The 24,580-nt window shown below is 35.8% G+C and carries 15 protein-coding genes and 1 tRNA gene; 2 read left to right on the forward strand and 14 right to left on the reverse strand.

Going from position 1 to position 24,580, the window contains the following annotated elements:
* Positions 1-7: 7 nt before the first annotated feature.
* From ACFELV_RS01305 to ACFELV_RS01320, 4 genes are all read right to left on the reverse strand, one after another.
* The gene (locus ACFELV_RS01305; protein WP_375326417.1) at positions 8-1,036 is read right to left on the reverse strand and encodes a phosphate acetyltransferase; all 1,029 of its coding nucleotides are present in this window, start codon (positions 1,034-1,036) and stop codon (positions 8-10) included.
* Positions 1,037-1,206: 170 nt separating this feature from the next.
* The gene (locus ACFELV_RS01310; RefSeq protein WP_375326418.1) at positions 1,207-3,402 is read right to left on the reverse strand and encodes a hypothetical protein; all 2,196 of its coding nucleotides are present in this window, start codon (positions 3,400-3,402) and stop codon (positions 1,207-1,209) included.
* Between the two features lie 675 nt (positions 3,403-4,077).
* A complete protein-coding gene (gene lpdA / locus ACFELV_RS01315) occupies positions 4,078-5,466 on the reverse strand; it encodes a dihydrolipoyl dehydrogenase (RefSeq protein ID WP_375326419.1) in 1,389 nt (462 codons plus the stop codon).
* Between the two features lie 205 nt (positions 5,467-5,671).
* Positions 5,672-6,616 carry an N-acetylmuramoyl-L-alanine amidase gene (locus ACFELV_RS01320; protein ID WP_375326420.1) on the reverse strand — a complete coding sequence of 315 codons (945 nt, stop codon included), beginning with the start codon at positions 6,614-6,616 and terminating at the stop codon, positions 5,672-5,674.
* Positions 6,617-6,842: 226 nt separating this feature from the next.
* Between ACFELV_RS01320 and ACFELV_RS01325 the strand changes: the two genes are divergently transcribed.
* Both ACFELV_RS01325 and ACFELV_RS01330 read left to right on the forward strand, forming a co-directional pair.
* Positions 6,843-7,859 carry a polysaccharide deacetylase family protein gene (locus ACFELV_RS01325; RefSeq protein WP_410521661.1) on the forward strand — a complete coding sequence of 339 codons (1,017 nt, stop codon included), beginning with the start codon at positions 6,843-6,845 and terminating at the stop codon, positions 7,857-7,859.
* A gap of 115 nt (positions 7,860-7,974) precedes the next feature.
* On the forward strand, positions 7,975-8,565 hold the full coding sequence (locus ACFELV_RS01330) for a hypothetical protein (RefSeq protein WP_375326421.1): 591 nt from the start codon (positions 7,975-7,977) through the stop codon (positions 8,563-8,565).
* A gap of 395 nt (positions 8,566-8,960) precedes the next feature.
* Here ACFELV_RS01330 and rpoC read toward each other — a convergent pair whose 3' ends face one another.
* The 10 genes from rpoC to fusA form a co-directional block, all read right to left on the reverse strand.
* Positions 8,961-13,085 carry a DNA-directed RNA polymerase subunit beta' gene (gene rpoC, locus ACFELV_RS01335; protein ID WP_375326422.1) on the reverse strand — a complete coding sequence of 1,375 codons (4,125 nt, stop codon included), beginning with the start codon at positions 13,083-13,085 and terminating at the stop codon, positions 8,961-8,963.
* 325 nt (positions 13,086-13,410) lie between these two features.
* Positions 13,411-17,517, reverse strand: a complete 4,107-nt coding sequence (gene rpoB, locus ACFELV_RS01340; protein WP_375326423.1) for a DNA-directed RNA polymerase subunit beta — start codon at positions 17,515-17,517, stop codon at positions 13,411-13,413.
* 1,566 nt (positions 17,518-19,083) lie between these two features.
* Positions 19,084-19,452 (reverse strand): 50S ribosomal protein L7/L12, encoded by a 369-nt coding sequence (rplL, locus tag ACFELV_RS01345; protein ID WP_375326424.1) that lies wholly within the window; start codon positions 19,450-19,452, stop codon positions 19,084-19,086.
* Positions 19,453-19,481: 29 nt separating this feature from the next.
* Positions 19,482-19,991 carry a 50S ribosomal protein L10 gene (gene rplJ, locus ACFELV_RS01350; RefSeq protein WP_375326425.1) on the reverse strand — a complete coding sequence of 170 codons (510 nt, stop codon included), beginning with the start codon at positions 19,989-19,991 and terminating at the stop codon, positions 19,482-19,484.
* An 11-nt stretch (positions 19,992-20,002) separates the two neighbouring features.
* Positions 20,003-20,740 (reverse strand): 50S ribosomal protein L1, encoded by a 738-nt coding sequence (rplA, locus tag ACFELV_RS01355; RefSeq protein ID WP_375326426.1) that lies wholly within the window; start codon positions 20,738-20,740, stop codon positions 20,003-20,005.
* Positions 20,741-20,742: 2 nt separating this feature from the next.
* Positions 20,743-21,177: a 50S ribosomal protein L11 gene (rplK, locus tag ACFELV_RS01360; RefSeq protein ID WP_375326427.1), complete on the reverse strand. Its 435-nt coding sequence runs from the start codon at positions 21,175-21,177 to the stop codon at positions 20,743-20,745.
* A 294-nt stretch (positions 21,178-21,471) separates the two neighbouring features.
* On the reverse strand, positions 21,472-22,020 hold the full coding sequence (gene nusG, locus ACFELV_RS01365; protein WP_375326428.1) for a transcription termination/antitermination protein NusG: 549 nt from the start codon (positions 22,018-22,020) through the stop codon (positions 21,472-21,474).
* A 6-nt stretch (positions 22,021-22,026) separates the two neighbouring features.
* Positions 22,027-22,227 (reverse strand): preprotein translocase subunit SecE, encoded by a 201-nt coding sequence (secE, locus tag ACFELV_RS01370; protein ID WP_375326429.1) that lies wholly within the window; start codon positions 22,225-22,227, stop codon positions 22,027-22,029.
* A gap of 18 nt (positions 22,228-22,245) precedes the next feature.
* A tRNA-Trp gene (locus ACFELV_RS01375) sits at positions 22,246-22,321 on the reverse strand.
* Between the two features lie 177 nt (positions 22,322-22,498).
* Positions 22,499-24,577 (reverse strand): elongation factor G, encoded by a 2,079-nt coding sequence (fusA, locus tag ACFELV_RS01380; RefSeq protein ID WP_375326430.1) that lies wholly within the window; start codon positions 24,575-24,577, stop codon positions 22,499-22,501.
* Between the last annotated feature and the right edge of the window lie 3 nt (positions 24,578-24,580).

Here is a 24,580-nt window from a genome sequence, read left to right on the forward strand (position 1 = left end):
ACCCTTGCTACTTAAGTATTTTAGTTTTAAAATTATAAAGGAAAGAAGCCAGTACACAAGAAATTACCCGCATATCCATAGGATCTGCACGACTCGTTAAGATTACTGGTACGCGCGCTCCAAGCACTATACCCGCCATAAGCGCATTACCTAAATACTTTAATTGCTTAGCTAACATATTACCTGATTCCAGGTCTGGGACCATCAAAATATCGGCATTGCCTGATACTCTTGAGGCAATGCCTTTTGCTTCAGCAGCATACAATGATATAGCATTATCAAATGCCAGGGGACCATCAACTATAGCATTCTTAATTTGGCCTCTATCTGCCATCTTCGATAAAGCAGCAGCATCTAAAGTGGCTGGGATAGCAGAAGTCACTGTTTCAACAGCAGATAATACAGCAACTTTAATCTCTTCTTCATGCAGCTGCAAAGCTTGCATGAGATCAACAGCATTTTGGATGATATCTTTCTTTTCTTCTAAGCTGGGATGGATATTAATCGCAGCGTCAGTAATAATAAATGGCTTATAAAACGTTGCTACTGACATAAGAAAAGCATGGCTCATCCGCCTTTCTGTCCGTAATTCTCTTACTACTACGGACATTATTTCATCAGTATGTAGCGACCCTTTCATTAAAGAATATACTTCTCCTTTACTGGCCATTTCTACAGCTTTTGCGGCCGCCTCATGGCTATGTTCTACATCAACAAGCTGGTAATTAGCTAAATTTACCTCACATTCTTGCGCAACCGCTTCAATTTTATGCTTAGGTCCTACTAAAATTGGTATAATCACCTCCAGCTGCGCAGCTCTAATCGCCCCAAGCAACGATTCCTTATCAGTCGGGTGCACTACTGCCGTTTTTATAGGTTTGAATTGCTTAGACCTCTTTAATAATTTTATAAAATTCTTAGAGGCTTTTTTAAATTCAGGAGTATTGTGCTGGTGATTTATTGACTGAGAGTGAGCCAATTTTTTAGATATAATATTATCTAAAAATATTTCATTAGTAGGTTCTTCTTCGCGCATTCCACCCTCTCTTTTTGTACACGTCTAGTTGTTTTTTTATTATATATCTCTTCACTAATAATTTATACCTATATTAATAGTATCATCTAGCTTTAACAGTTACATACTATTATTATGAGCTTTATGTAGAAAAATATAATATTTAATAACAAAATTATCACTTTAGTTGTTTAGGACGCATCATATCCATGTGCCGGCACCTCTCCTAAGGAAGACGTGTCATCAGTAACGTCTGCTACATGGTTGTATTCCCTGCGTGAATCCTGATTATCTTGATGATCCGGGTTACTCTGCGCCCCTTGCGCGTTGAGCCCTGCGGCCTCCAGGAGAGCTTGCAGTGTTATTTTTTTATCTTGAGTATCTCTTGCATTATGATTTGTACTCATATTATCAGTTACATCATTTAGGATATTCTTAATACCATTACCTACTTGCTTTTGTTCCCTCCCAGTTAGATCCGTTATGCCATTACTGTTTGACTCTTCATCTATTATATTATTATTAACCCTACTATATATTTTGCTATTTTGTTTATAAGGGTTTGTAGCAACTTGCTTCTCATCCTTCATCTGCGTTATATTCCCTGACTTTTCTATAACAAGCTCAATTGGTTTCTGCTTAGTGCTGTATCTGCTACATATAACATACCCAACCCAACCTACTATTAATAATAGCCCTAATGGTAATAATATAGGTAATAATATAGTAAGCATCGCAGTATCTGCAGCTGCGGGTGTTGACGCTACTGTAGGCTTCGATAGAAGCGGAGGTAAATCAGGCCAAGAGTGGTAAGATGCAGTAATATCATCATTTCCCTGGTGATTTAAAATAGCAGGCCTGCCCTTATTAGGTATTACCCCATACTTCATCTGTAGCAATTGATCATCAAGTTTGGGGTCAAAAATGAAGTCCGAGTTCTTGATGGGAGGACACCTTTCCTCTATACCTTGAAGTAGAGTCTTAGGGAGAGGTGGCTTCTGGAAGCCGAATTGCTTTTTCACCCCATTAAGCCACGGAGCCATATTTGCATCTTTATCACATACACGCTTCGTAATATCCCCTTCCTTTGCTATTATCAATGGCACCCCTATATTAGGGTCTTGCAAAGGATAATCAGAAAACTCACAATCTTTTGTTACACTCTTGCAAATTACCGTAACAGGATTAGGATTTGCATCCTTAGCACTCATTGTCTTAATAGGAGATTTGGTGGTCAAAGGTTCCTTAATAGCAGAAGGCGGCTGAATATTGGAGCTAGTAACAGAGATTTTCTTGGTATATGGCTTAGTAATAGATTTGGATATTTTATTGTCAATAGGTACATATTTAGTGTATGATTGTGGATGTTTATAAGCACTCCTTTCCTTAAACTTGATATTGTACGGCTCATCACGTAGGGGGCGATCTGGGTTTTGGGATTGAGAGAAGGTCTTAGTTTGACCATTATTATATATGAACTTTTTAAACCCCTCTCCATTATTATAAAACTTCCGCGCCGGTTCCAAGCATTGTTTATTCATTAGCTCTATACATACCTTATATATAGCAGTACAGTGGTCATCATGAGGTTTCATACATTGTTGATAAACTTCATTACATATTTTATATTCGATCTTATGGTTACGACATATTGTGTAAGTATTATAGCATAGGGGAGAATTATTGCGACTACAGTTATCCAGATTATCAACACAACGTTGAAAGGCTTGTTTGCTATCTCTAACACATATTACATACCCCCCTATTAAGGTGGGATTATTATCCTCAAAAAATTTTGTCAAAATGCTACCTAAGGTATATACTTTGTTAAACGTTAACATCTTATCCCAATCCAAAGATAGCGTATTGTTTATAACCTCCTGCTTAAGCTCTTGACAATAACTCTGTATGGATTCAGGGGATTTATAAATTACCATATATTGTGGGATTCCTTCAGTGAACGTTACGAGTAGGGGGATACCTTCCGTTGCTTGTCTAACCGCAGCATGTCCTACCTCATGCACTATCATCTCATGTAAAGATTGAGGATTAGTGATGTTATTATTAATTCTTATAGTACAGTTTATAGTGTTGGTATTTTCATCGATTGTTGAAAAGCTATAGTCACCAGAGACTGTAGTATTCTGATAACCCATGATATATTTTCTAGTTAATTCACTATCTGAGACCTTTTTAAGTATACATTTTTGTTTAACTGATGTTGATAAGTCTACTCCAAATATGTTCAGTGCTTCCCTGACTTGATTAAGACTATCTGCTACCTGTTGCTGGACAAAACCTGAGCCAAGTTTTAGAGAGAGATCAAAAGGCTTCTTTATGTTAACTTCTCCTTGCATGCCAGTTACTCGTCTGTTAAACATGGTCATTTACCCTTCTCCGTTATGATGAAATTAGATGCAGCAAGCTACTAAGGTTTTAGTTATTTTAGTTCTACTATACTCGGCAGAGATTTGCGCTTATGGGCCTTACACCTTTATTAAGTCTATATAATGCTGGTGTAATCAAATGGTGCTGGTTTAATAGACCTCTTGCATAACCTAATCTAATTGGTAATTTTGTTGTCAAAACTCGTCTCCGTTCCTCACGTACAATTTAAGTACGCTGCGGTACTCGACTTCGTTTTTCCTAAAAATTCCTCAATTATCTTTAGGTTATGCAAGAGGTCTATTAAATAACCAAGCTACAAAGAAACCATAACCATACCTTTAGTTACTCTAAATACCATTATTTTAGAGCTACCACTCTTAAAGCCGAACTGATAAAACAAGGGGGATTATATGAACAATATGATATTTAGCAATTAATTTTTCGTTAAAAAATTAATTAAATATTAAGCAATAGATCAGCAACATGCCAATAAGGTTTTTAAGATTAAAAAATGTAAGATATAATAAAATAAAAGCTGTATAATTTGACTTATAGCCTTCGTATTTTAGTTGATGATATTTAAATTTTATGGTAGAGCCTGCGAAAGGCTTATAGGTGATATGTCAGCATAAGTCCTACCAACTTTATTGTATCACCTACTAAATATTGCAGTCTTATATATGAATGGCTCGTCCATATGCCTGCATAACTGCCTCGCTCATCATTTCTGATAAAGTGGGGTGAGGAAAAATAGTATTGATTAAATCAATTTCTGTACCCTCCATACTCTTGGCGATTACATAACCTTGAATTAGCTCTGTCACTTCATCACCGATTAAATGGGCGCCTAGCAATTCTCCAGTTTTACCATCAAAAATTGTTTTAATGATACCTTCATGATAACCATCCACTAATGCTTTGCCATTAGCACTAGTTGGAAATCTACCAACCTTTATCTGATAACCTGCTTTTTTAGCACCTTCTTCGGTAAGCCCGACACTAGCAATTTGAGGAAAAGAATAAGTACAGCCAGCTATATTATTTTTATTAATAGGGTGAGCTTTTAGTCCCGCCATAGTTTCAGCGGCAATAATCCCCTCATGACTAGCTTTATGCGCAAGCCATGGAGATTTTGTTACATCTCCTATTGCATAAATTGCTGCTTCATCAGTTTGCATAAACTGGTTAGTGACAATATGCCCTTTTTCTATTTTAATTTTGGTTCGCTCTAAATTAAGATTTTCGGTATTACCTACTATACCAATTGCCATAAGTACAATTTCTGAATTTAATTTTTTAGAAGTGCCACCTATATTTACTTCAAGAGCGACATGATCGGTATTTTTAGTACAACTCAATAATTTTGCATTAGTATGAATTTGGATTCCCTTCGTTTCAAAGATTTTTTGGGCTAATAAAGAAATTTCTACATCTTCAGATTGTAGGATTCTATTTTGTGCTTCAATTAAAGTAACCTGCACCCCAAGGCTGTTATAAAATGATGCAAACTCTACTCCTATCGCTCCTGAACCAACTATAATCAATGATTTAGGTAGTTCATCAAGGAGCAAAGCTTCTTTGGAAGTAATAATTTGCTTACCATCAGGTTTAAATCCTTCTAAGGTGCGAGTTCTTGCCCCAGTAGCAATTATTATATTAGCAGCTTTAATAGAAAGCTTTTTCCCATTATTAGTAATATTTAATATTTTATTTGTTTCTAAAGTAGCACTCCCTTCAATGACTGTCACTTTATTTTTCTTTAATAAAAACTTAATACCAGTAGTCAATTGCAAAGAGATATACCTAGAACGCTTGACCATTTTTTTTAAATCAAATTTTGGCTCTTGTACTTCTATCCCATAATCATGAGCATGTTTTATTTTTTGAAATAGTTCTGCCGATTTTAGTAAAGCTTTGGTCGGTATACATCCCCAGTTCAAACAAACACCCCCTAAATGTTCTTTTTCAATTAACACTACTTTTTTATTTAATTGAGCTGCTCTAATTGCGGCAACATATCCTCCTGGCCCCCCTCCAATGACTGCTAAATCATAATTTTCCATTAATATATCCCTTTAAGTTATTATAATAATTTTATGAAAATCTTATCATATCTGCGTAATGAATAAGGCTCTACATTACCTATTAAATGCTAATATCAGATTTGTTTAATAGATAAGTAGAGCCTAATTTTTTTTAAAATATACTAAAATGTAAAAATAAGCTAGCTCCTTTGATAGGATATAGGCGTTAGTTTTTAGTTGATTTTCAACCTCTAACAGCGCAGTATTTTGCTTCTAGCGCCCAAGCCCAAAACATTTCTTCTTGCCTAATCACATCATCATATAACTCAGGACATTGGTTAGCTGAAAAGTGGGCTTTAAAAGCTTTTATAACGTCTGAAGCAGTAGTACTTGTAAGACAATACCCATATGCTATTAACATTTGCAATAAAATATTCTGATCCGGGCAGGTAGGATAAGGTCTTATAGGATGATATTTCTGGATGATCACATCCTTATTCATTTCATCATCATCCAACCAGGCACCTACCCCATAACTCTGATAAAACTTAGCCCAGGGAAACAAGGGTCCTGGGTCAAATTTACGTCCTGGAGTAATATCTTCATGCCCCAAGACATGTTGAGGCAATATATTATATTGACTGACTATAGCCTTGCTTATTATCCCAGAAGTATGGATCTGCTCTTCATCAAAAGGATAGTATTGTCTATTTTGAGCTATTTGAGCATGCTCTTCTCCTTCAGTAAATCCTTTATTGACATGCTCAATACCTAAAGATATTGCATTTAAATTTTTATCCTGTTGCCAGCGACTAACTCCTGAGTGCCAAGCTCTCATATCATCTGGTACTACCTGCAGTAATTGACCGCCTTTGACCTCTTCTGATTCCTCAGTAATAATAAAGTGTGCACTAGTACGACCTGTATCCACATTAGCAGTAAATTTATCCACCGATAAAGCAAAATCGTCCACGGTATAATGCATAATGAGATATTTTATCTGGGCTCCTCCCCGACTATCATAATGATTGCGGTTTTGCTCTGAAGCGGGGAAAGGATCTATTTTATAACTATTTATCACTCCATGAATAGTAGAAGGTGAAACATTAATACCAGTGCCGGGCTTAAAGGCGCCCGGGTACGCTTGATCTATAGGGATTGAGTTTGTAGATGTTGATTTAGGTGACATTACTTCCTCCTATGATTATCAGTTATTATAAAAAAATTCAAAAAGTAAAAATTAAACTTCTATTAGTTAATATCTTTACTTAGTTATAGAGAATTTATTAATATTCGTCAACTTTAGTAAGGTATCTTTTATTTTATAGTCAATTAATTTACTCTTGAACTCATACTATCTTTTATAGTATCATTACCCTTAAAAAAACACATTATAACAAATGCCCTTAAAATATATCAGATATGTAATGACTATGATAGCTTTGTGTGGTTGCTTAGGTATCGCTAAGTCCTATGCCACCACAGAAAACAAAATAGAGATACAAGATTATAAAAAAATTTTTATTCCAGTTTATACGTCAGCAGGAAAAATCAAGATAGCTATACGTACATATTATACTGGCAATCAATTGTTTTTTGTGCTTGTAGATCCTTATTCACTAAAAACATGTGTTGCTTCTGCTACCAGCTTATCTTACCGTTACCCTCAAAATATAGAACAACAAGGAGGATCTAGGTATTTTAATATTCAACAACTTAATGATACTCCTTATTTACAAGCGTTAAATAAATACACTAATGCATCTTGTGAACGATACAATAATTGTGGTGCTACTCAAAGTGATAGATTACAAGAGCATTTTTTAACAATTGATATGTGCCCTTCTTCTAAGCAATTTGAAAGAGAATTTTTCTTAAAATTAATTAAGTTATCTGACAAATTACACAAAACTATCCCCATAAGCTTATGTGTGTCTGGTTTATGGATAGTCAAGCATACCGAAGAATTTTTATGGCTTAAAGAACAACATCATAAAGGAAAACTGCAAATAACTTGGGTTAACCATTCATTTAGTCATCCCTATTATAGAGATTTACCAATTGAGAATAATTTTTTACTTTTCAATAAAGACAGCTTTGAAGATGAAATACTTGAGACTGAGAAGATATTATTACAATACAATATAGTTCCTACGCCATTTTTTCGTTTTCCAGGTCTTATCTCCGATAAAACCCTCCTTGAGAAGTTACGAAGTTTTGGGCTGATTACCTTAGGTAGCAATTGTTGGCTAGCAAAAGGAGAACAAATTACCCCAGGAGCTTTTATATTAGTACATGGGAATAGCAATGAACCAGAAGGTATTAAAATTATTATGTCAATAATAGACCGTTTAAACTTGCTACCAATTGAAAATGCGTTTTCTCCAATAATAGACAAACACAATGCTCCTGAATCACACACAAGAAAATAGTTTTAGCAACTGGTAAAGCAATAAAATACAGGCTTAGGTGGTGCAGGAAATTTTTATAGAAATATACTATAAAAGTTACTGATAAACAAATATTAGTTTCCTTACGAAGGTAGTTATGCAATCAAATCAAGAATCTTTAGCTAAGATAGAATTAAGGGAATTTTCGATAATAGGAGCTGCAACTCATCAATTTTTTGTCCTTTATAACGAGCAGGGTCAAGTTGAATATGAATTACATGGTGGGGCAGTTGATCAAAATTCTGGTCATTATAAGCCAATAAGTTTTGGTTTTGGTGATCCTTTGAAAGTCATATTGCACTCAGCAACATCTAATACTATCTTCTCTAGACCAGGATTTTATGGCCTATATAAAGAAGCCCAAGAAGCAAAAACCTTAATAACAGCAGCTGAGGATAATATCATACAACGTTGGGATGCAGCACTGGAAGCAGCAAAAATTTTGGATCAACGTGTGATCTCTTACCAATTATTTGGTGGAAATGACGATGACCTACACTCAGGTAATAGTAATAGTGTGGCTAGAACATTTGGAGATATTATGGGGTTCCCTTGCCAAAAACTTAGCCTCCGACTTGCACCTGGGTTAAACAAAAACTTACTGCCTAAGTCAGAATATGCAAATTTATATCATTATGACCTTTCTCCTAGTATGCTGGCAATAGAACTTGCCGGAGAAGCCACATAATACCATTTCCGAAAAACTAAATTATCTACGTTCGTCGTACTGCATGATCTTCTGCTCCTCACGTATATTTCTGTCACACTACTGGACAAAAATAGAAGATGGTTGAAAAAGTACAAAAATTGTTATCTGCTAAAGCTCGTTTTTAGCAATTATTATCTCAAAAATAACATTTTGTACTTAAAATAATATGTTTTTTTAACCATTTTCTATTTTTGTCCAGTAGTGTGATACGCCTGTACGAGCAGGTAGCGGGCCCCCATACTCCTAGTGCTAATTTAGTTTTCGGAAATGGTATTACCCACAAGGTTGAAGGCAACCCTAGATTGAAATTCAAGTATATCCTTCACTAAAGCACTGTGGCGATATTACCCACTAAATCTCTTGTGAGCTATATTTCAATTAGTTTCTTCTTGATCCAATTTTGCAGCTAATTTACGCATTCTATTCATATAAAAACCTGTTCCTGCTGGTACTAACCTACCTACTATTACATTTTCTTTAAGACCACGTAACTTGTCAACTCTCCCTGCTATAGCCGACTCTGTTAAAACTCTCGTTGTTTCCTGGAAAGAAGCAGCTGAAATAAAAGATCTAGTCTGCAGAGACGCTTTAGTAATACCTTGCAAAATTGGTTGAGCCTCAGCTGGCCTTAAGCCATTACTAATAGCTTTAGCATTAATTTCAGCAAATTCCCTATGGTCAATCTTTTCATCAACCATTAAGGTAGTATCCCCAGAATTTGTTACTTCTACCTTTTGTAACATCTGACGAATGATTACTTCAATATGTTTATCATCGATTTTTACTCCTTGCAGACGATACACTGCCTGAATCTCTCCAACCATATAGCTTGTCAAGGCCTCTACTCCCATTACTTTTAAAATATCTTGCAGCACTGGGTTACCATCAATTAACATATCTCCTTTTTTTACAAAGTCCCCCTCATTAACAACCACATGTTTACCTTTGGGCACCATATATTCAATTGGCATAGAGCCATCACTCGGATGAATAACGATACGTCTTTTTGACTTATAATCTTTCCCAAATTCAACTCTTCCCTCTATCTCTGCAATAACAGCGTGATCTTTAGGGCGTCTGGCTTCTACCAATTCAGCAACTCTTGGGAGGCCACCAGTAATATCTTTAGTTTTAGTAGATTCTCTAGGAATACGCGCTAAAATATCTCCTACTGACACTTGGGCACCATCTTCAACGCTTAAAATAGCATTAACAGGTATATAATACCTAGCCTCTAAACCATTAGATAACATTATAGTATTATTATTTTCATCCACTAGCTGAATCCGTGGCCTTAATTCTGCCCCTCGAGAATATTGTTTCGATTCAATTATAACCTTACTAGAAATACCAGTAGCTTCATCAGTCACATCCCGTAACGAGACTCCTTCTACCATATCCTTAAATAAGACTTTACCAGATTTTTCTGTAATAATAGGAATAGTATAAGGGTCCCATTCAACTAATTTTTCTGCTTTACTAACCTTATCAGCGTCATCAGCTATTAACCTTGCCCCATATGGCACTTTATGCCTTGCTTTTTCATTCCCATTATTATCCAATAACAATAATTCACAAGATCTCCCCATTACAATCTTGCGTCCTGCGGAATCAACAACCACATTTCGTCCTAATATTTTAATTTTTGCATCATGCGACGCTTCGATCGATGATATTTCCACCCCTTTGGTTGCTGCTCCTCCAATATGGAATGTTCTCATAGTGAGCTGAGTACCAGGCTCACCAATTGACTGCGCGGCAATAACCCCAATTGCTTCACCTACTGACACTAAGGAACCAGTAGCTAGATCGCGACCATAACATTTTACACATATCCCATCTGCAATTTCACAAGTTAACACAGATCTGACCAGGACTGCATCTAGACCTGAGGATTCTATTTCTTCTAACTTAGTTTCGTTAATTAACTCCCCCGCAGATAATAATAATTGATTAGTTAATGGATGATATACTTCTATTGCAACCGTTCTACCTAAAATTTGTTCAGCAAGCGAAACAATTACTTCTCCACCATCCATGATACTTCTTACTTCTATACCTTTAGTAGTAGCACAATCTTCATCAGTGATTATACAATCCTGGGCAACGTCCACTAATCTTCTAGTTAAGTACCCTGAATTAGCAGTTTTTAACGCAGTATCAGCAAGCCCTTTACGTGCACCATGAGTTGAATTAAAATACTCAAGTACCGTAAGTCCTTCTCGGAAGTTAGAAATAATAGGAGTTTCAATAATTTCACCCGATGGCTTAGCCATTAAACCCCGCATACCCGCTAGTTGTTTAATCTGAGCAGCTGAACCACGCGCTCCGGAAGTCGCCATCATATATATGGCATTTACTTTCTGATGGTTAGGCTTATCACTAACTGGCGTGGTGGCAATTTCTTTCATCATATCATTTGCCACTTTATCCGTACATCTAGACCAAGAATCAATAACTTTATTATATTTTTCGCCGTAAGTAATTAAGCCATCCGCATATTGTTGTTCAAATTCTTTTACCTCGGCCAAGGTGGAATTAATATGATAATTTTTGGATTTTGGAGCGACCATATCATCCATGCCGAAAGAAATACCAGAAGAGCAAGCAAATTTAAATCCTAGCTTCATTAATTGGTCTGCAAAAATCACAGTAGCTTTTTGCCCACAATGACGATATACCAGATCAATTACCCCAGATATATCTTTTTTGGTCATGGCTTTATTTACCACTTTAAAACCAACATTATAATTATCAGGTAATAGTTGCCCCATAATTAATCTACCAAGAGTAGTATCAACCATAGCAGGCACAACTTGCCCTTCTACATTTAATATATTACGACGAAATTTAATTTTTGAGTGGATAGTGATTACCTTGTGGTGCAAAGCATGCTCAATTTCGGCCATATTAGCAAACTTCATTCCCTCTCCAGGTTCATTATCAAAAGCCATGGTTAGATAATAAAGTCCGAGTACTATGTCTTTATCCGGCACAATAATTGGCCGCCCATTTGCAGGACTTAAAATGTTATTAGTGGACATCATCAAAACTCGTGCCTCAAGCTGGGCTTCAATTGAAAGAGGAATATGCACCGCCATCTGGTCACCATCAAAATCAGCATTGAATGCAGCACAGACTAATGGATGCAATTGAATAGCTTTTCCTTCAATTAATAATGGTTCAAATGCTTGAATCCCTAAACGATGCAGAGTAGGAGCTCTATTCAGAAGAACAGGATGTTCATGAATTACTTCTTCTAAGATATCCCATACTTCTGGTTTTTCTGACTCTACCATTTTCTTGGCTGCTTTTATAGTGGTAGCAATCCCATATAATTCAAGTTTCGAATAAATAAATGGCTTAAATAATTCTAAGGCCATCTTCTTTGGCAAACCACATTGATGTAATTTTAGATCTGGCCCTACCACAATAACAGAGCGACCCGAATAATCCACCCTCTTACCAAGCAAATTCTGACGGAACCTGCCCTGCTTTCCTTTCAACATATCACTAAGAGATTTAAATGGACGTTTATTAGTATTTTTTACTACTTTACCACGACGACCATTATCAAATAATGCATCAACTGATTCTTGCAACATTCTTTTTTCGTTTCTAACGATAATATCTGGAGCCTTTAATTCCAATAATCTTTTTAATCGATTATTCCTATTAATCACTCTCCTATAAAGCTCATTAAGATCTGAAGCGGCAAATCTTCCTCCATCAAGCATGACTAAAGGCCTGATTTCCGGAGGAATCACTGGTAGGACGTTCATAATCATCCATTCAGGTTTATTTTCAGATTCTAGAAAATCCTCAACCAATTTTAATCTTTTAACAATTTTTTTCTTTTTGACTTCTGAAGTAGTATTTAATAAATCTTCTTGCAAACTTTTTTTCAGATCTACTAAATCCAGTTCTGCTAACATTTGTTGTACTACTTCTGCTCCTATCGAAGCGGTAAAATTATCTTCCCCATATTCATCTTGAGCTCTTTGCAGCGCATCCTCGGATAGAAGATCCCCTTTTTGTAAAGCAGATAAGCCAGGATCTACTACCACATAATTTTCGAAATACAAAACTTTTTCTAGATCTTTCATAATCATATCTAGCAACGTACTAATTCTTGACGGCAAGGATTTTAAAAACCATATATGCGCTACCGGAGCAGCTAATTCAATATGCCCCATCCTTTCTCTTCTTACCCTAGAAGTAGTAACTTCAACTCCACATTTTTCACATGTAATACCTCGATATTTCATCCGCTTATATTTACCACACAGGCATTCATAATCCTTAACTGGCCCAAAAATCGTAGCACAAAATAGCCCTCTTCTCTCTGGTTTAAATGTACGATAATTAATTGTTTCAGGTTTTGCCACTTCACCAAAAGACCATGAACGTACCTGATCAGGACTAGCAATATTAATTCTGATTTGATCAAATTGCTGAGTACTACTTAATTGCCCGTAAAAATTTATTATTCCCGTCATAAAGATTCTTCCTTAAAAAATTTTATATTAGGCTATTTGCGATTTTAATTAAATTATTAACTTCTGTTCTCCCTTACACTCTTTGATCATTAGAGCTAGAAAGTTGACCTCAAATCCAACTCTTCGAGTACGAGGAGTATATATACTCGGTGAACTTCAAGAATTGGCATCGTCGTTGTTCAAGTTCTCAGATGCTCACGTACATAAGTACGCTGCGGTTTTGTGCTCCGAATTACTTGCAATTTCTTGATTAAAAGCGAGTTTCGAAATCAGTCAAAGAAATCTATTATATTTACCATAACTTTATTAGATTGTCTGTGGTATTTTAACTTGAAGTTGTATCTTCTAGCTTGACATTTAAACATAATGACCTAAACTCTTTTATCATAACGTTAAAAGACTCTGGGATCCCAGATTCAAAATTATTATCCCCCCGAACAATAGATTCATAAATTTTAATTCTACCTACTACATCATCTGACTTGACTGTCAACATTTCTTGTAAAGTATACGCCGCTCCATAAGCTTGCAAAGCCCAACATTCCATCTCCCCAAACCTTTGGCCTCCGAAATGAGACTTACCTCCTAACGGCTGTTGGGTTACTAAACTATAAGGACCAATAGAACGAGCATGTATTTTATCATCAACTAGGTGGTGTAATTTTAATAAATATTTATATCCTACTGTAACATTACGGTCAAAATATTCACCTGTTCTTCCATCAATTAATCGGATTTGGCCTGATGGGTCTTGCTCAGCGAGCTTTAACATCTCTTTTACATCTTCTACTTTTGCCCCATCAAAGACAGGAGTGGCAAAATATACACCTTTATTTATATTCAAGCATACATCTATAATCTCTTCGTTAGACATCGTCTCTACACTTTGTTTCATTGAGTTATGTCCATAAACCCTCGAAATAAAAGCTTTTACCTCCTTTATATCAATGTTCTTATTATGATATTCCTCTATCATAAGTGCGATTCTTTCTCCAAGCTTTACTGAGGCCCAACCAAGATGAGTTTCTAGAATCTGTCCGACATTCATACGTGAAGGTAAACCAAGCGGGTTAAGAATAATATCTACCACCGTACCATCCTCTAAAAATGGCATATCCTCAACTGGCATAATACGTGAAATAACTCCTTTATTACCATGTCTCCCAGCCATCTTATCCCCCGGCTGTAGCTTATGCTTAGTCGCAATAAATACCTTTACCACCTTAAGCGCACCTTGAGGTAAATCATCACCACTTTGCAATTTTTCTACTTTACTAGTAAAACGCTTATTAAGTGTGTCTTTCTTTTCATCATAATGGCGCTTAATTTGTTCAATTTTAATCATAACGTTGGCATCTTCAACAATTAACTGCCAATATTGGCCTTTACTTAAACTTTCCAGCACTTTATTGGTAATCAATTGCCCTGCTCTGATAGATTTAGGACCATTTACAACTATTTGCCCTTCTAACAACTTCTCTAATTGCATAAAAACAAAATGTTCTATTATATGAAGCTCATCATCTTTATCTTTTGATAATTTTTCAATTTGCTGTTTCTCAATTGCGATAGCTCTCTCATCTTTTTCTACTCCCCTACGTGAAAAAACTCGTACTTCCACTACAGTACCGTTAACACCTGGCGGCACATGTAAAGATGAATCTCTAACTTCCGCAGCTTTTTCACCAAAAATTGCTCTAAGTAATTTTTCTTCTGGAGTCATAGGAGATTCACTTTTAGGAGTAACCTTGCCTACTAATATATCACCTGGTTTTACTTCTGCTCCAACATATACTATCCCTACTTCATCAAGGTGCCGTAAACTTTCATCACTAACATTTGGAATATCTCTAGTAATTTCTTCTGGGCCAAGTCTAGTATCTCGAGCAATTATTTCAAATTCTTCAATGTGAATCGAGGTATATACATCATCCTTTACTATACGTTCAGATATTAAAATTGAGTCCTCAAAATTATAACCATTCCATGGCAAAAACGCGACAAGCACATTTCTACCTAGCGCTATTTCACCGTTATCAGTACTAGGACCATCTGCAATCACTTCACCTTTTTTTACAGGGTCGCCAACCTTAATTAATGGCTTTTGATTAATACAAGTGTTATGGTTAGACCTTTGGAATTTTAGCAAATTATAAATATCCACTCCAGGGGAGCCATCTGTTTTCTGCTCATTGGTCCGCACCACTATCCGAGTTGAGTCAACTTGTTCAACTATACCATCATGTAATGCCACAACAGACGCGCCGGAATCTTGCGCTACAATCCCTTCAATTCCAGTACCAACTAACGGAGCTTCACTCTTAATAAGAGGTACAGCTTGACGTTGCATATTTGACCCCATTAATGCTCTATTAGCATCATCATTCTCTAAAAATGGAATCAGAGATGCTGCAACAGATACAACTTGCATTGGGGTTACATCTACGTAATCTACTTCACTAGGAGGAACCATAACAAAATTTCCACCTTCTATTCTACAATTTACTAATTCTTCTTTTAATAGACCTTGATCATCTGTAGAGGCATTCGCCTGCGCAATTTTATACTTCCCTTCTTCAATAGCCGATAAGAACACCACTTCATCTGTTATGGTACCATTTATTACTTTTCTATAAGGACTTTCAATAAACCCATGTTTATTGACCCTAGCATAAGTAGCCATGGAATTAATTAAACCAATATTTTGGCCTTCGGGGGTTTCAATTGGACAAATACGACCATAATGAGTAGGATGCACATCTCGCACTTCAAAACCTGCTCTATCTCTACTTAACCCGCCAGGCCCTAAAGCTGATAATCTTCTTTTATGTGTTATTTCCGACAATGGATTCGTTTGATCCATAAATTGCGATAATTGGGAAGTGCTAAAAAACTCTTTTACTACTGATACTAAAACTTTAGAATTTACTAAGTCATGCGGCATGACTGCGTCAAGATCAACAACTGACATTCTTTCTAGGACTGATTTCTCCATGCGAACAAGCCCAATCCTAAACTGATTTTCAATTAGCTCTCCAACTGATCTTACTCGTCTATTACCTAAGTGATCAATATCATCTATTGAACCTTTACCATCCTTAAGCTCTACCAAAACTTTTAGAATATGTTTAATATCTTGGATAGTAAGAGTAGTGGTAGTATCTGGAATATTAAGCTCTAATCTTGAATTAATCTTTATCCGACCAACTGCTGATAGATCATACCGTTCAGGCTCAAAGAATAAACTATTAAATAAGGCTTTAGCAGCTTCAACATTTGCAGGCTCTCCTGGTCTTAAGACTCTAAATATATCAACCAAAGCGGACTCATGATCTTGATTTTTATCAGCAAACAAAGTATTCCTGATATATGGTCCTGATTGAGGATTAATAGCTAGTACGTTAATAGCAGGAATGTTAAGGCTTATAATAGCTTCTAACATATCTACTGTTATTACATCTCCAATTCCTGCCAATATTTCGTTATTATTTGGATTGATCAGTTCTTGTGATAGGTATTTACCCACTAAATATTCAGGTTCTACTAAAACATTCTGCACTCCATCTTTAGCATATTTTTTTGCTAAACGAGGAGTAATTTTTTGGCCAGCCGCAAGTATGACCTTGCCAGTATCTGCGTCTATTAAATCATTAATTAGCCTATGGGCTGTAATAGATTCAGGTATAAATTTAGTTGCCCAGTTGTCATTTTTAACAAAACATGTTACGGTATCATAGTAAAATTTAATAATTTCACTAGTAGTCATTCCGATCGCTCTAAGAAGAGTGGTAATATATAATTTTCTTTTTCTATCTATTCTAAAATAAATTATATCCTTCGCATCAAATTCAAAATCTAACCATGAACCTCTGTAAGGTATAACCCTGGCAGAGTATAAAAATTTGCCAGAAGAATGAATTTTACCATCATCATGGTAGAAAAATACCCCTGGCGACCTATGCATTTGTGATACTACTACTCTTTCTGTACCATTAATAATAAAGGTGCCATTCTTTGTCATCAGAGGAATATCCCCTATATAGACTTCTTGTTCTTTTATTCCCTTAATTTCTTTAGCGCCAGTATCTTCATCAAGATCCCAAATACTTAAACGTAATGTCACTTTAAGGGGCGCTGCATAACTAAGTCCTCTTTGAGTACATTCTTCAACATCATATTTAGGATTATCGAATTCATACTTAGCAAATTCTAAATAGGCTATATTAGCAGGGTCATGAATCGGAAAAATAGAACTTAATACTGACTGCAATCCTTTATTTTCACGATCAATATATTTTATTCCAAATTGTAAAAACCCCTTTTCATAAGAATTTTTTTGTACCTCAATTAAATTTGGTATAGAAGCGACCAAATTAATATGACCAAAATTTTTTCTTATACGCTTGTTAATTGATAGGGATTGCGATACCATATAATCTCTCAATTAATTTATATATTTATTTCAAAGAGGCTGTAGACACTGTATACCTAACTAAAATTCCAGGATTTTAGTTCTTCCTTACGGCAATTAATTAAAATTTTTCCACAAGCTAAAAAACTTATTAATCTCACCAATAATTTGCTTAAAATAAAAGTAATTTAGGTTTAAGACGGCCCAGTAGCTTAACTTATTATTAAATTGTCCTTATTCAATCAACCCAAATATACTATAATATATTATAATATATTTAGTCACCCTTAGAGACAACAGTCAGAAGCAAGACCGTAATCTTACTTTAGGTTCTTTGAATATGTCTATCTAATAGTCGATTTTTGTTGTTATTTTCGTTCTCGAATCCTCACATGCACCCTAGGCGCTACGGTTCTGCGAGTAAAAATACCTATCAATTTACTCATTGCATAGTCATGTTCAAAGAACCTAGTCTTTGTCGCCAAAATTTCAGCACCTATATTTTGCCATATTTATACTACAAATACAGGTAGACTTTTTAACATGAATTCACTATTTGCACAAAATTCAACTATGATTTCGGTAGAAACCTGCTCAAAGATTTCTACCATCTCTTGTTAATAGCAACAAACAATACTAAAGGCCACAAGGCTAACAAATATACTTACATAACTTGATTGAACTATGTTTCATTTTATCCAGAATAATTTGCACTTAATTTCTACCTATGCTCAAGCATCTACTCCTTAACATAACTTACACTTTTCAAAAGCCAAAATTATGATAATATATCAATGCATTTCATACTCTGCTTTGACTATAGTAGTTTTACTGACTTGAATTAGAGTATACTCAGTTGCTTCCAAGAATTGTTTTGTCATTACACTTCTTTCGAAACGCTACTCGAGATGGTAATTTGGACGATGAATCTATTCTACTGCTCCTGATCATTTGAACAGTGACTCAGCACTCAAATCTTCACATATATTCAATGGATTTCAAGAGTTGGATTTTATTTTAAAGGGGCCAGCGCGCGGAACGTACACTTAAGTACGTGAGCATAGCTAAAACCCCGATCAAATGAAAAAACAACTCTTGAAAGCCGAAGAATATAACACCTAAGTACACTGCGGTTTTGTGCTCCTCATCTCCGTCAAATTCCCTACCAGAAACAGGTTTCGAATGAAGTCTAACATTTTGCACTATTCTTGGTCGCAACTCTAACGGAATAACAATACCATAAAAACTTGAAAATTGCTTACTCAACCTTCAAATTGTTATAAACTCCCAACATTTCTTATAAGTTGTACTTTTCCTTTAGTCCTATTTCTTTGATAAATGAGATTAATATACTCCATTGCGTTCAAGCATTGTTTTGTCATTTTATCAAGGAGTCGCGTGCTCATGCACTAATATGTTACTTCCACGCACGCATCCAACAAATAAAATGATGGTTCTTGAGATCAAATTAGTACATCTAAGCAACTTACCTAGTTACAATATAATTACATACCAGTACCAACGCAATAACAATAAGCACATAATCCATGTTCAAATCTTACAGGTATAATAGCTTAAATTATGTAATTATTTTAACTCCACCTTTGCACCAGCTGCTTCTAGTTTCGCTTTGAAATTTTCTGCCTCTTCCTTATTAACCCCAGATTTAATAGTTTTCGGTGCAGCATCAACTATTTCTTTAGCTTCTTTTAAACCAAGCCCAGTAAGCTCGCGCGTTACTTTAATAACTTCAATTTTTTTATCCCCAATACTTGTTAACACAACTTCAAACTCTGTTTTTTCAACTTTGGCTTCCACTACCCCTGGAGCGGCTGCTACTGCCGTAGGAACAGCAGCGGACACCCCCCATTTTTCTTCCAGCATCTTGGAAAGTTCAGAAGCTTGTATTATTGTAAGAGTTGATAATTGCTCTACAATCTTTTCTAAGTCTACCATATAATTTTCTTCCTTTTAAAACTTTTTAATTAATTTTTATCTATATAAGCTTGCAAAATTCTAGCAAGCCCAGATGCAGGAGCTTGTAACACACTAACAATTTTAGTTGCAGGTGCTTGTAGCACACCAATAATTTTACCTCTCAGCTCATTTAATGACGGTAGTTTAGCCAATTGACGTATAGCATTTCCATCTAGTATTGTATTATTTACTAAACCACCGACTATTTTTAGAGCTTCATTAGTTTTTGCAAATTCTACTACCCCTTTTGCAGCATCAATAGAATCTTTAGAATATGCTACCGCTGTAGGACCAGTCAGCAAAGTATTCATCTCGATAACACCTGCCTTTGAAGCTGCTATCTTGGATAAAGTATTTTTGACTATCCTGAACCCAACACCTCTCGCTTTAAGAGACTTACGTAATGCAGTTATTTGACTTACAGTAAGCCCATGGTAATGAGTAATTATAACTGAACCTGAGCTTTTATATACTTCTTCAAAATCTTTAATAAATTCATGCTTCTCTGCTCTTAACACTTTAACTCTCCTTATAGTGTTGACGATATAGTTCCTATATCTACTTTAACCGATGGCCCCATAGTCGAGGATAGATATATTGCTCTTAAATAATTGCCTTTAGCACCAGAAGGTTTTGCTTTAATCACCGCAGAAATAAAAGCCGAAACATTATTAAGTAAATTCTGAGTAGTAAATGATAGCTTACCAGCTCCAGCATGGATAATACCTCCTTTTTCTACTCTAAACTCCACGTAACCACTTTTTACCTTTTTAATTGCTGTCACAATATCGGTAGCCACCGTACCAAGCTTAGGGTTTGGCATTAAACCTTTTGGCCCTAAAATTCTTGCTACCGTTCCTATTATTGCCATCATATCTGGGGTCGCAATACAGACATCGAAATTAATCTTTCCCGCTTTAATATCATCGATCATTTCTAGGGAGCCAACAATATCTGCTCCTGCTTCTTTTGCCTCTTCTATTCTCTCATCTTTACAAAACACTGCCACTCTAGTCACTTTGCCAGTACCCGCAGGCAGTGATACAACACCACGCACCATTTGATCTGAGTGTTTGGGATCCACCCCCAACTTCATTATTACTTCCAAAGTAGAATCAAACTTAGTATAAGCAGCCGTTTTCAATACTTCTATACCTTCCAGTAAACTCACCACCCCCACTTGAGCCACCTTTTTTCTTGCATCACACATTTTCTTTCCATCAGAACTTTTTACTTCATTCTTGGATGTTATTTCCTTTGCTTTCATAATTAATCCTCTATTACCTCAATACCCATAGATTCAGCAGTGCCACGAATGCTTTTTGCACCTGCCATTAAATCATCGGCATTTAGATCAGCTATTTTAATTTTTGCGATCTCAACACAATCTGACATCTTCACTGTTCCCGCTAAAGCATCCTTTTTAGTAGCACTAGAACCTTTAGAGATTTTAGCAAATTGCTTTAAATAATAAGATGCAGGAGAAGTTTTTGTGATAAAAGTAAAACTATTATCTTCATAAGCCGTGATCACTACTGGAATAGGAGTACCAACTTCAATAGCTTGAGTAGCAGCGTTAAAAGCTTTGCAAAATTCCATAATATTAAGTTTCTTCTGACCAAGAGCAGGACCAATAGGAGGAGAAGGGTTAGCCTTACCTGCAGGAACAGTGAGCTTAATATATGCAGTTATTTTTTTTGCCATTATAATCTTATCCTTACTCTATTTCATTCTATAATATTAAATTCTATCAAAGCACTTACTTTGTTCTATATATTTTCTTGCTTATAGCACTGTTTTGTCATTTTAATTTAAATTTCTATTGCCCCATACTTTCATAAAATACTTTATCATTTACTTATCTTTCAAGCCTTGCTTATCTCGTTTTATTATGGCCCCGGATGCTTACCAAATAATTAAGTACACCTCAAGTACAACTTTATTCTAACCACTAAAACGCTATGCTAGATAACCAAATAATATATCTTCAATCAAAAATTAGGTATTCTTTTTAACCTGAGTAAAACTCAGCTCTATAAGAGTTGCTTTACCAAAAATGGATATCGCCACTCTCAAACGACTTTTCTCATAGTCTATTTCTTCTACTACACCTGTGAAAGTCTCAAAGGGACCTTCAGTAACTACTACAACCTCTCCAATCTCATATAACTTTGAAATTCTAGCATCTTTGGTTTCAGATTCCAACTTACTAAAAATATTTTGTACTTCTTTTTCACTAAGCGGCTGTGGCGTACTTTTACTACCTAAAAAACCAGTTACTTTAGCTACATTTTTTACTAGATGCCAGGAGTCATCGGTCATTATCATTTTAATTAAAATATACCCGGGCATAAATTTTTTTTCAGTCTTAACGTTTTTGCCACGTTTCACTTCCGGGACTTCAATTACTGGAACAAGGATCTCTTCAAAATACTCGGCCATATTTTGCTTAGTAATTTGATCAAGAATCATTTGCTTTACGCCCTTTTCTGACCCTGATAAGGTATGGATAACGTACCACTGCGCTCCAACAATTTTTCCTAACATTTATTCTTACTTCCCAATATTAAGTAAAATTTGCATGATAGCATGGATGCTGTAATCTAACACTAGACAAATTAGACTAAAAATAAATACAGCTACTACTACTATAACAGTTGAAGTGACCAATTCTTTCTTATTAAGCCAAATAATTTTATGCGCTTCTTGTTTTACTTGCTCATAAAATTTATACAATTTATTTTCTTTTAACATTCATACAAACTCTTATAGTGGCAGGAGCGACAGGAATCGAACCCGCAACCTTCGGTTTTGGAGACCGACGCTCTACCAATTGAGCTACACTCCTATCATATTTTGCTCAAAAAATCAAATTATTTTTTAAGAAAAATACTATCTCTGGATATTATTACACGACCAGAGCGATTATTAATATTAGACATTTCCTTATTTTTCGCAACAGCAATATATCTTATATAAAAAGACAAAAATCACAATAATAAGATACTAAAACATTTGCTATTATTTACTTTTTATTTTTAATCCCTTCTGCTACTTGTTGAGGCACTTGATCATAATGAGAAAAAGTCATACTATACTGTGACCTTCCTTGCGATAAAGATCTCAGAGTATTGACATAACCAAACATCTCAGCCAAAGGGACATTAGCAATAATGACTTGGGCATTACCTCTGGGATCCATGCTCTGCATTTGTCCTCTACGGCTATTTAAATCACCAATAATATCCCCCATATATTCATTTGGAGTAATCACTTCCACTTTCATAATCGGTTCTAATAACTTTGGGCTTCCTTTTGGCATACCTTCTCTAAAAGCAGCCTTTGCTGCAATCTCAAATGCTAGCACACTTGAATCTACATCATGAAAAGCCCCATCTATTAAAGTGGCCTTAAAATCAATCATAGGGTAACCTGCTACTACTCCTGTGTCTCGTATATTATTTAAGCCTTGTTCTACCCCAGGAATAAATTCTTTAGGGACTGCTCCTCCAACAATTTTACTTTCAAAAATAAACCCTGTCGCAGGTTCTTGCGGCTCAAATATTATTTTAACACGCGCAAATTGCCCAGCACCACCAGATTGTTTTTTATGAGTATAATCTACTTCACAAGCTTTAGTGATTGTTTCTCGGTACGCCACTTGCGGCGCTCCCACATTTGCTTCAACCTTAAATTCCCGCCTCATACGATCAACGATTATCTCTAGATGCAACTCTCCCATACCCTTAATTACTGTCTGACCAGTTTCTTGGTCAGAAGTTACTCTAAAAGAAGGATCTTCTGCAGCTAACCTAGATAAAGCTAGGCCCATTTTTTCTTGATCTGCTGTTGATTTTGGTTCAACCGCTAATTCAATAACTGGCTCAGGAAATTCCATTCTTTCCAAAACAACTTGTTTCTCTGGGGCACATAAAGTATCACCAGTAGTAGTATTTTTAAGCCCCGCTAATGCAACAATATCTCCCGCTACTGCTTCCTTAATATCCTCTCTTTCGTTAGCATGCATAAGAAGCATCCTACCTACTCGCTCTTTTTGACCCTTTACGGTATTTATTACCGTAATACCAGAGGTGATTCTACCAGAATAAATTCTAACAAATGTAAGGGAGCCTACAAAAGGATCTGTCATAACCTTAAACGCTAAGGCAGACAAAGGTTCAGAAAGAGAAATTTGAAACTCCTTTTCTGTATCAGTATCAAGCTCTATACCTTTAACTGTACCAATATCCAGAGGAGAAGGTAAATAATCAATGACTGCATCTAATAAAGGTTGTACTCCTTTGTTTTTAAAGGCACTACCACATAATACCGGCACAAAAACTCTATCTATTACTCCCTTCCTAATAACTAATTTTACTTGTTCTGCAGAAACCTTTTCTCCTGACAAATATTGCTCCATTAGCTGATCATCTAGTTCTGCAACCATATCAAGTAACATTGCATGGTATTTTTCCGCAATCTCTACCATATCCTTAGGAATTTCTTCGTAGGAATATTCAGCCCCCAACGATTCATCTTTCCAAAGAATCGCTTTCATTTGTACTAGATCAATCACCCCCTTAAAATTTTCTTCAATACCAACAGGTAGCTGAGTTACTAAAGGATTGGCTCCAAGGTGATCCTTAATCATGTCTACGCAGCGATAAAAATTTGCTCCCATTCTGTCCATTTTATTTACAAAACACATTCTAGGAACTTTATATTTATCAGCTTGTCGCCAAACAGTCTCGGATTGGGGCTCAACCCCGGCCACCCCATCAAATACGGCAATTGCCCCATCAAGCACACGCAGCGATCTCTCTACTTCTATCGTGAAATCCACATGTCCAGGAGTATCAATAATATTAATTCTCTTACCTTTCCAATAACACGTAGTAGCAGCAGAGGTAATAGTAATACCACGTTCCTGCTCTTGCTCCATCCAATCCATGGTAGCACCGCCATCATGCACTTCTCCTATTTTATGTGACTTACCAGTATAATAAAGAATACGCTCTGTGGTGGTAGTCTTTCCAGCATCAATATGAGCACAAATACCAATGTTGCGAGTATTCGCAAGAGAAAGTTGTTCTATTGTCGACATATT

This window comes from Candidatus Tisiphia endosymbiont of Nemotelus uliginosus, assembly GCF_964264835.1.
GTDB lineage: Bacteria > Pseudomonadota > Alphaproteobacteria > Rickettsiales > Rickettsiaceae > Tisiphia.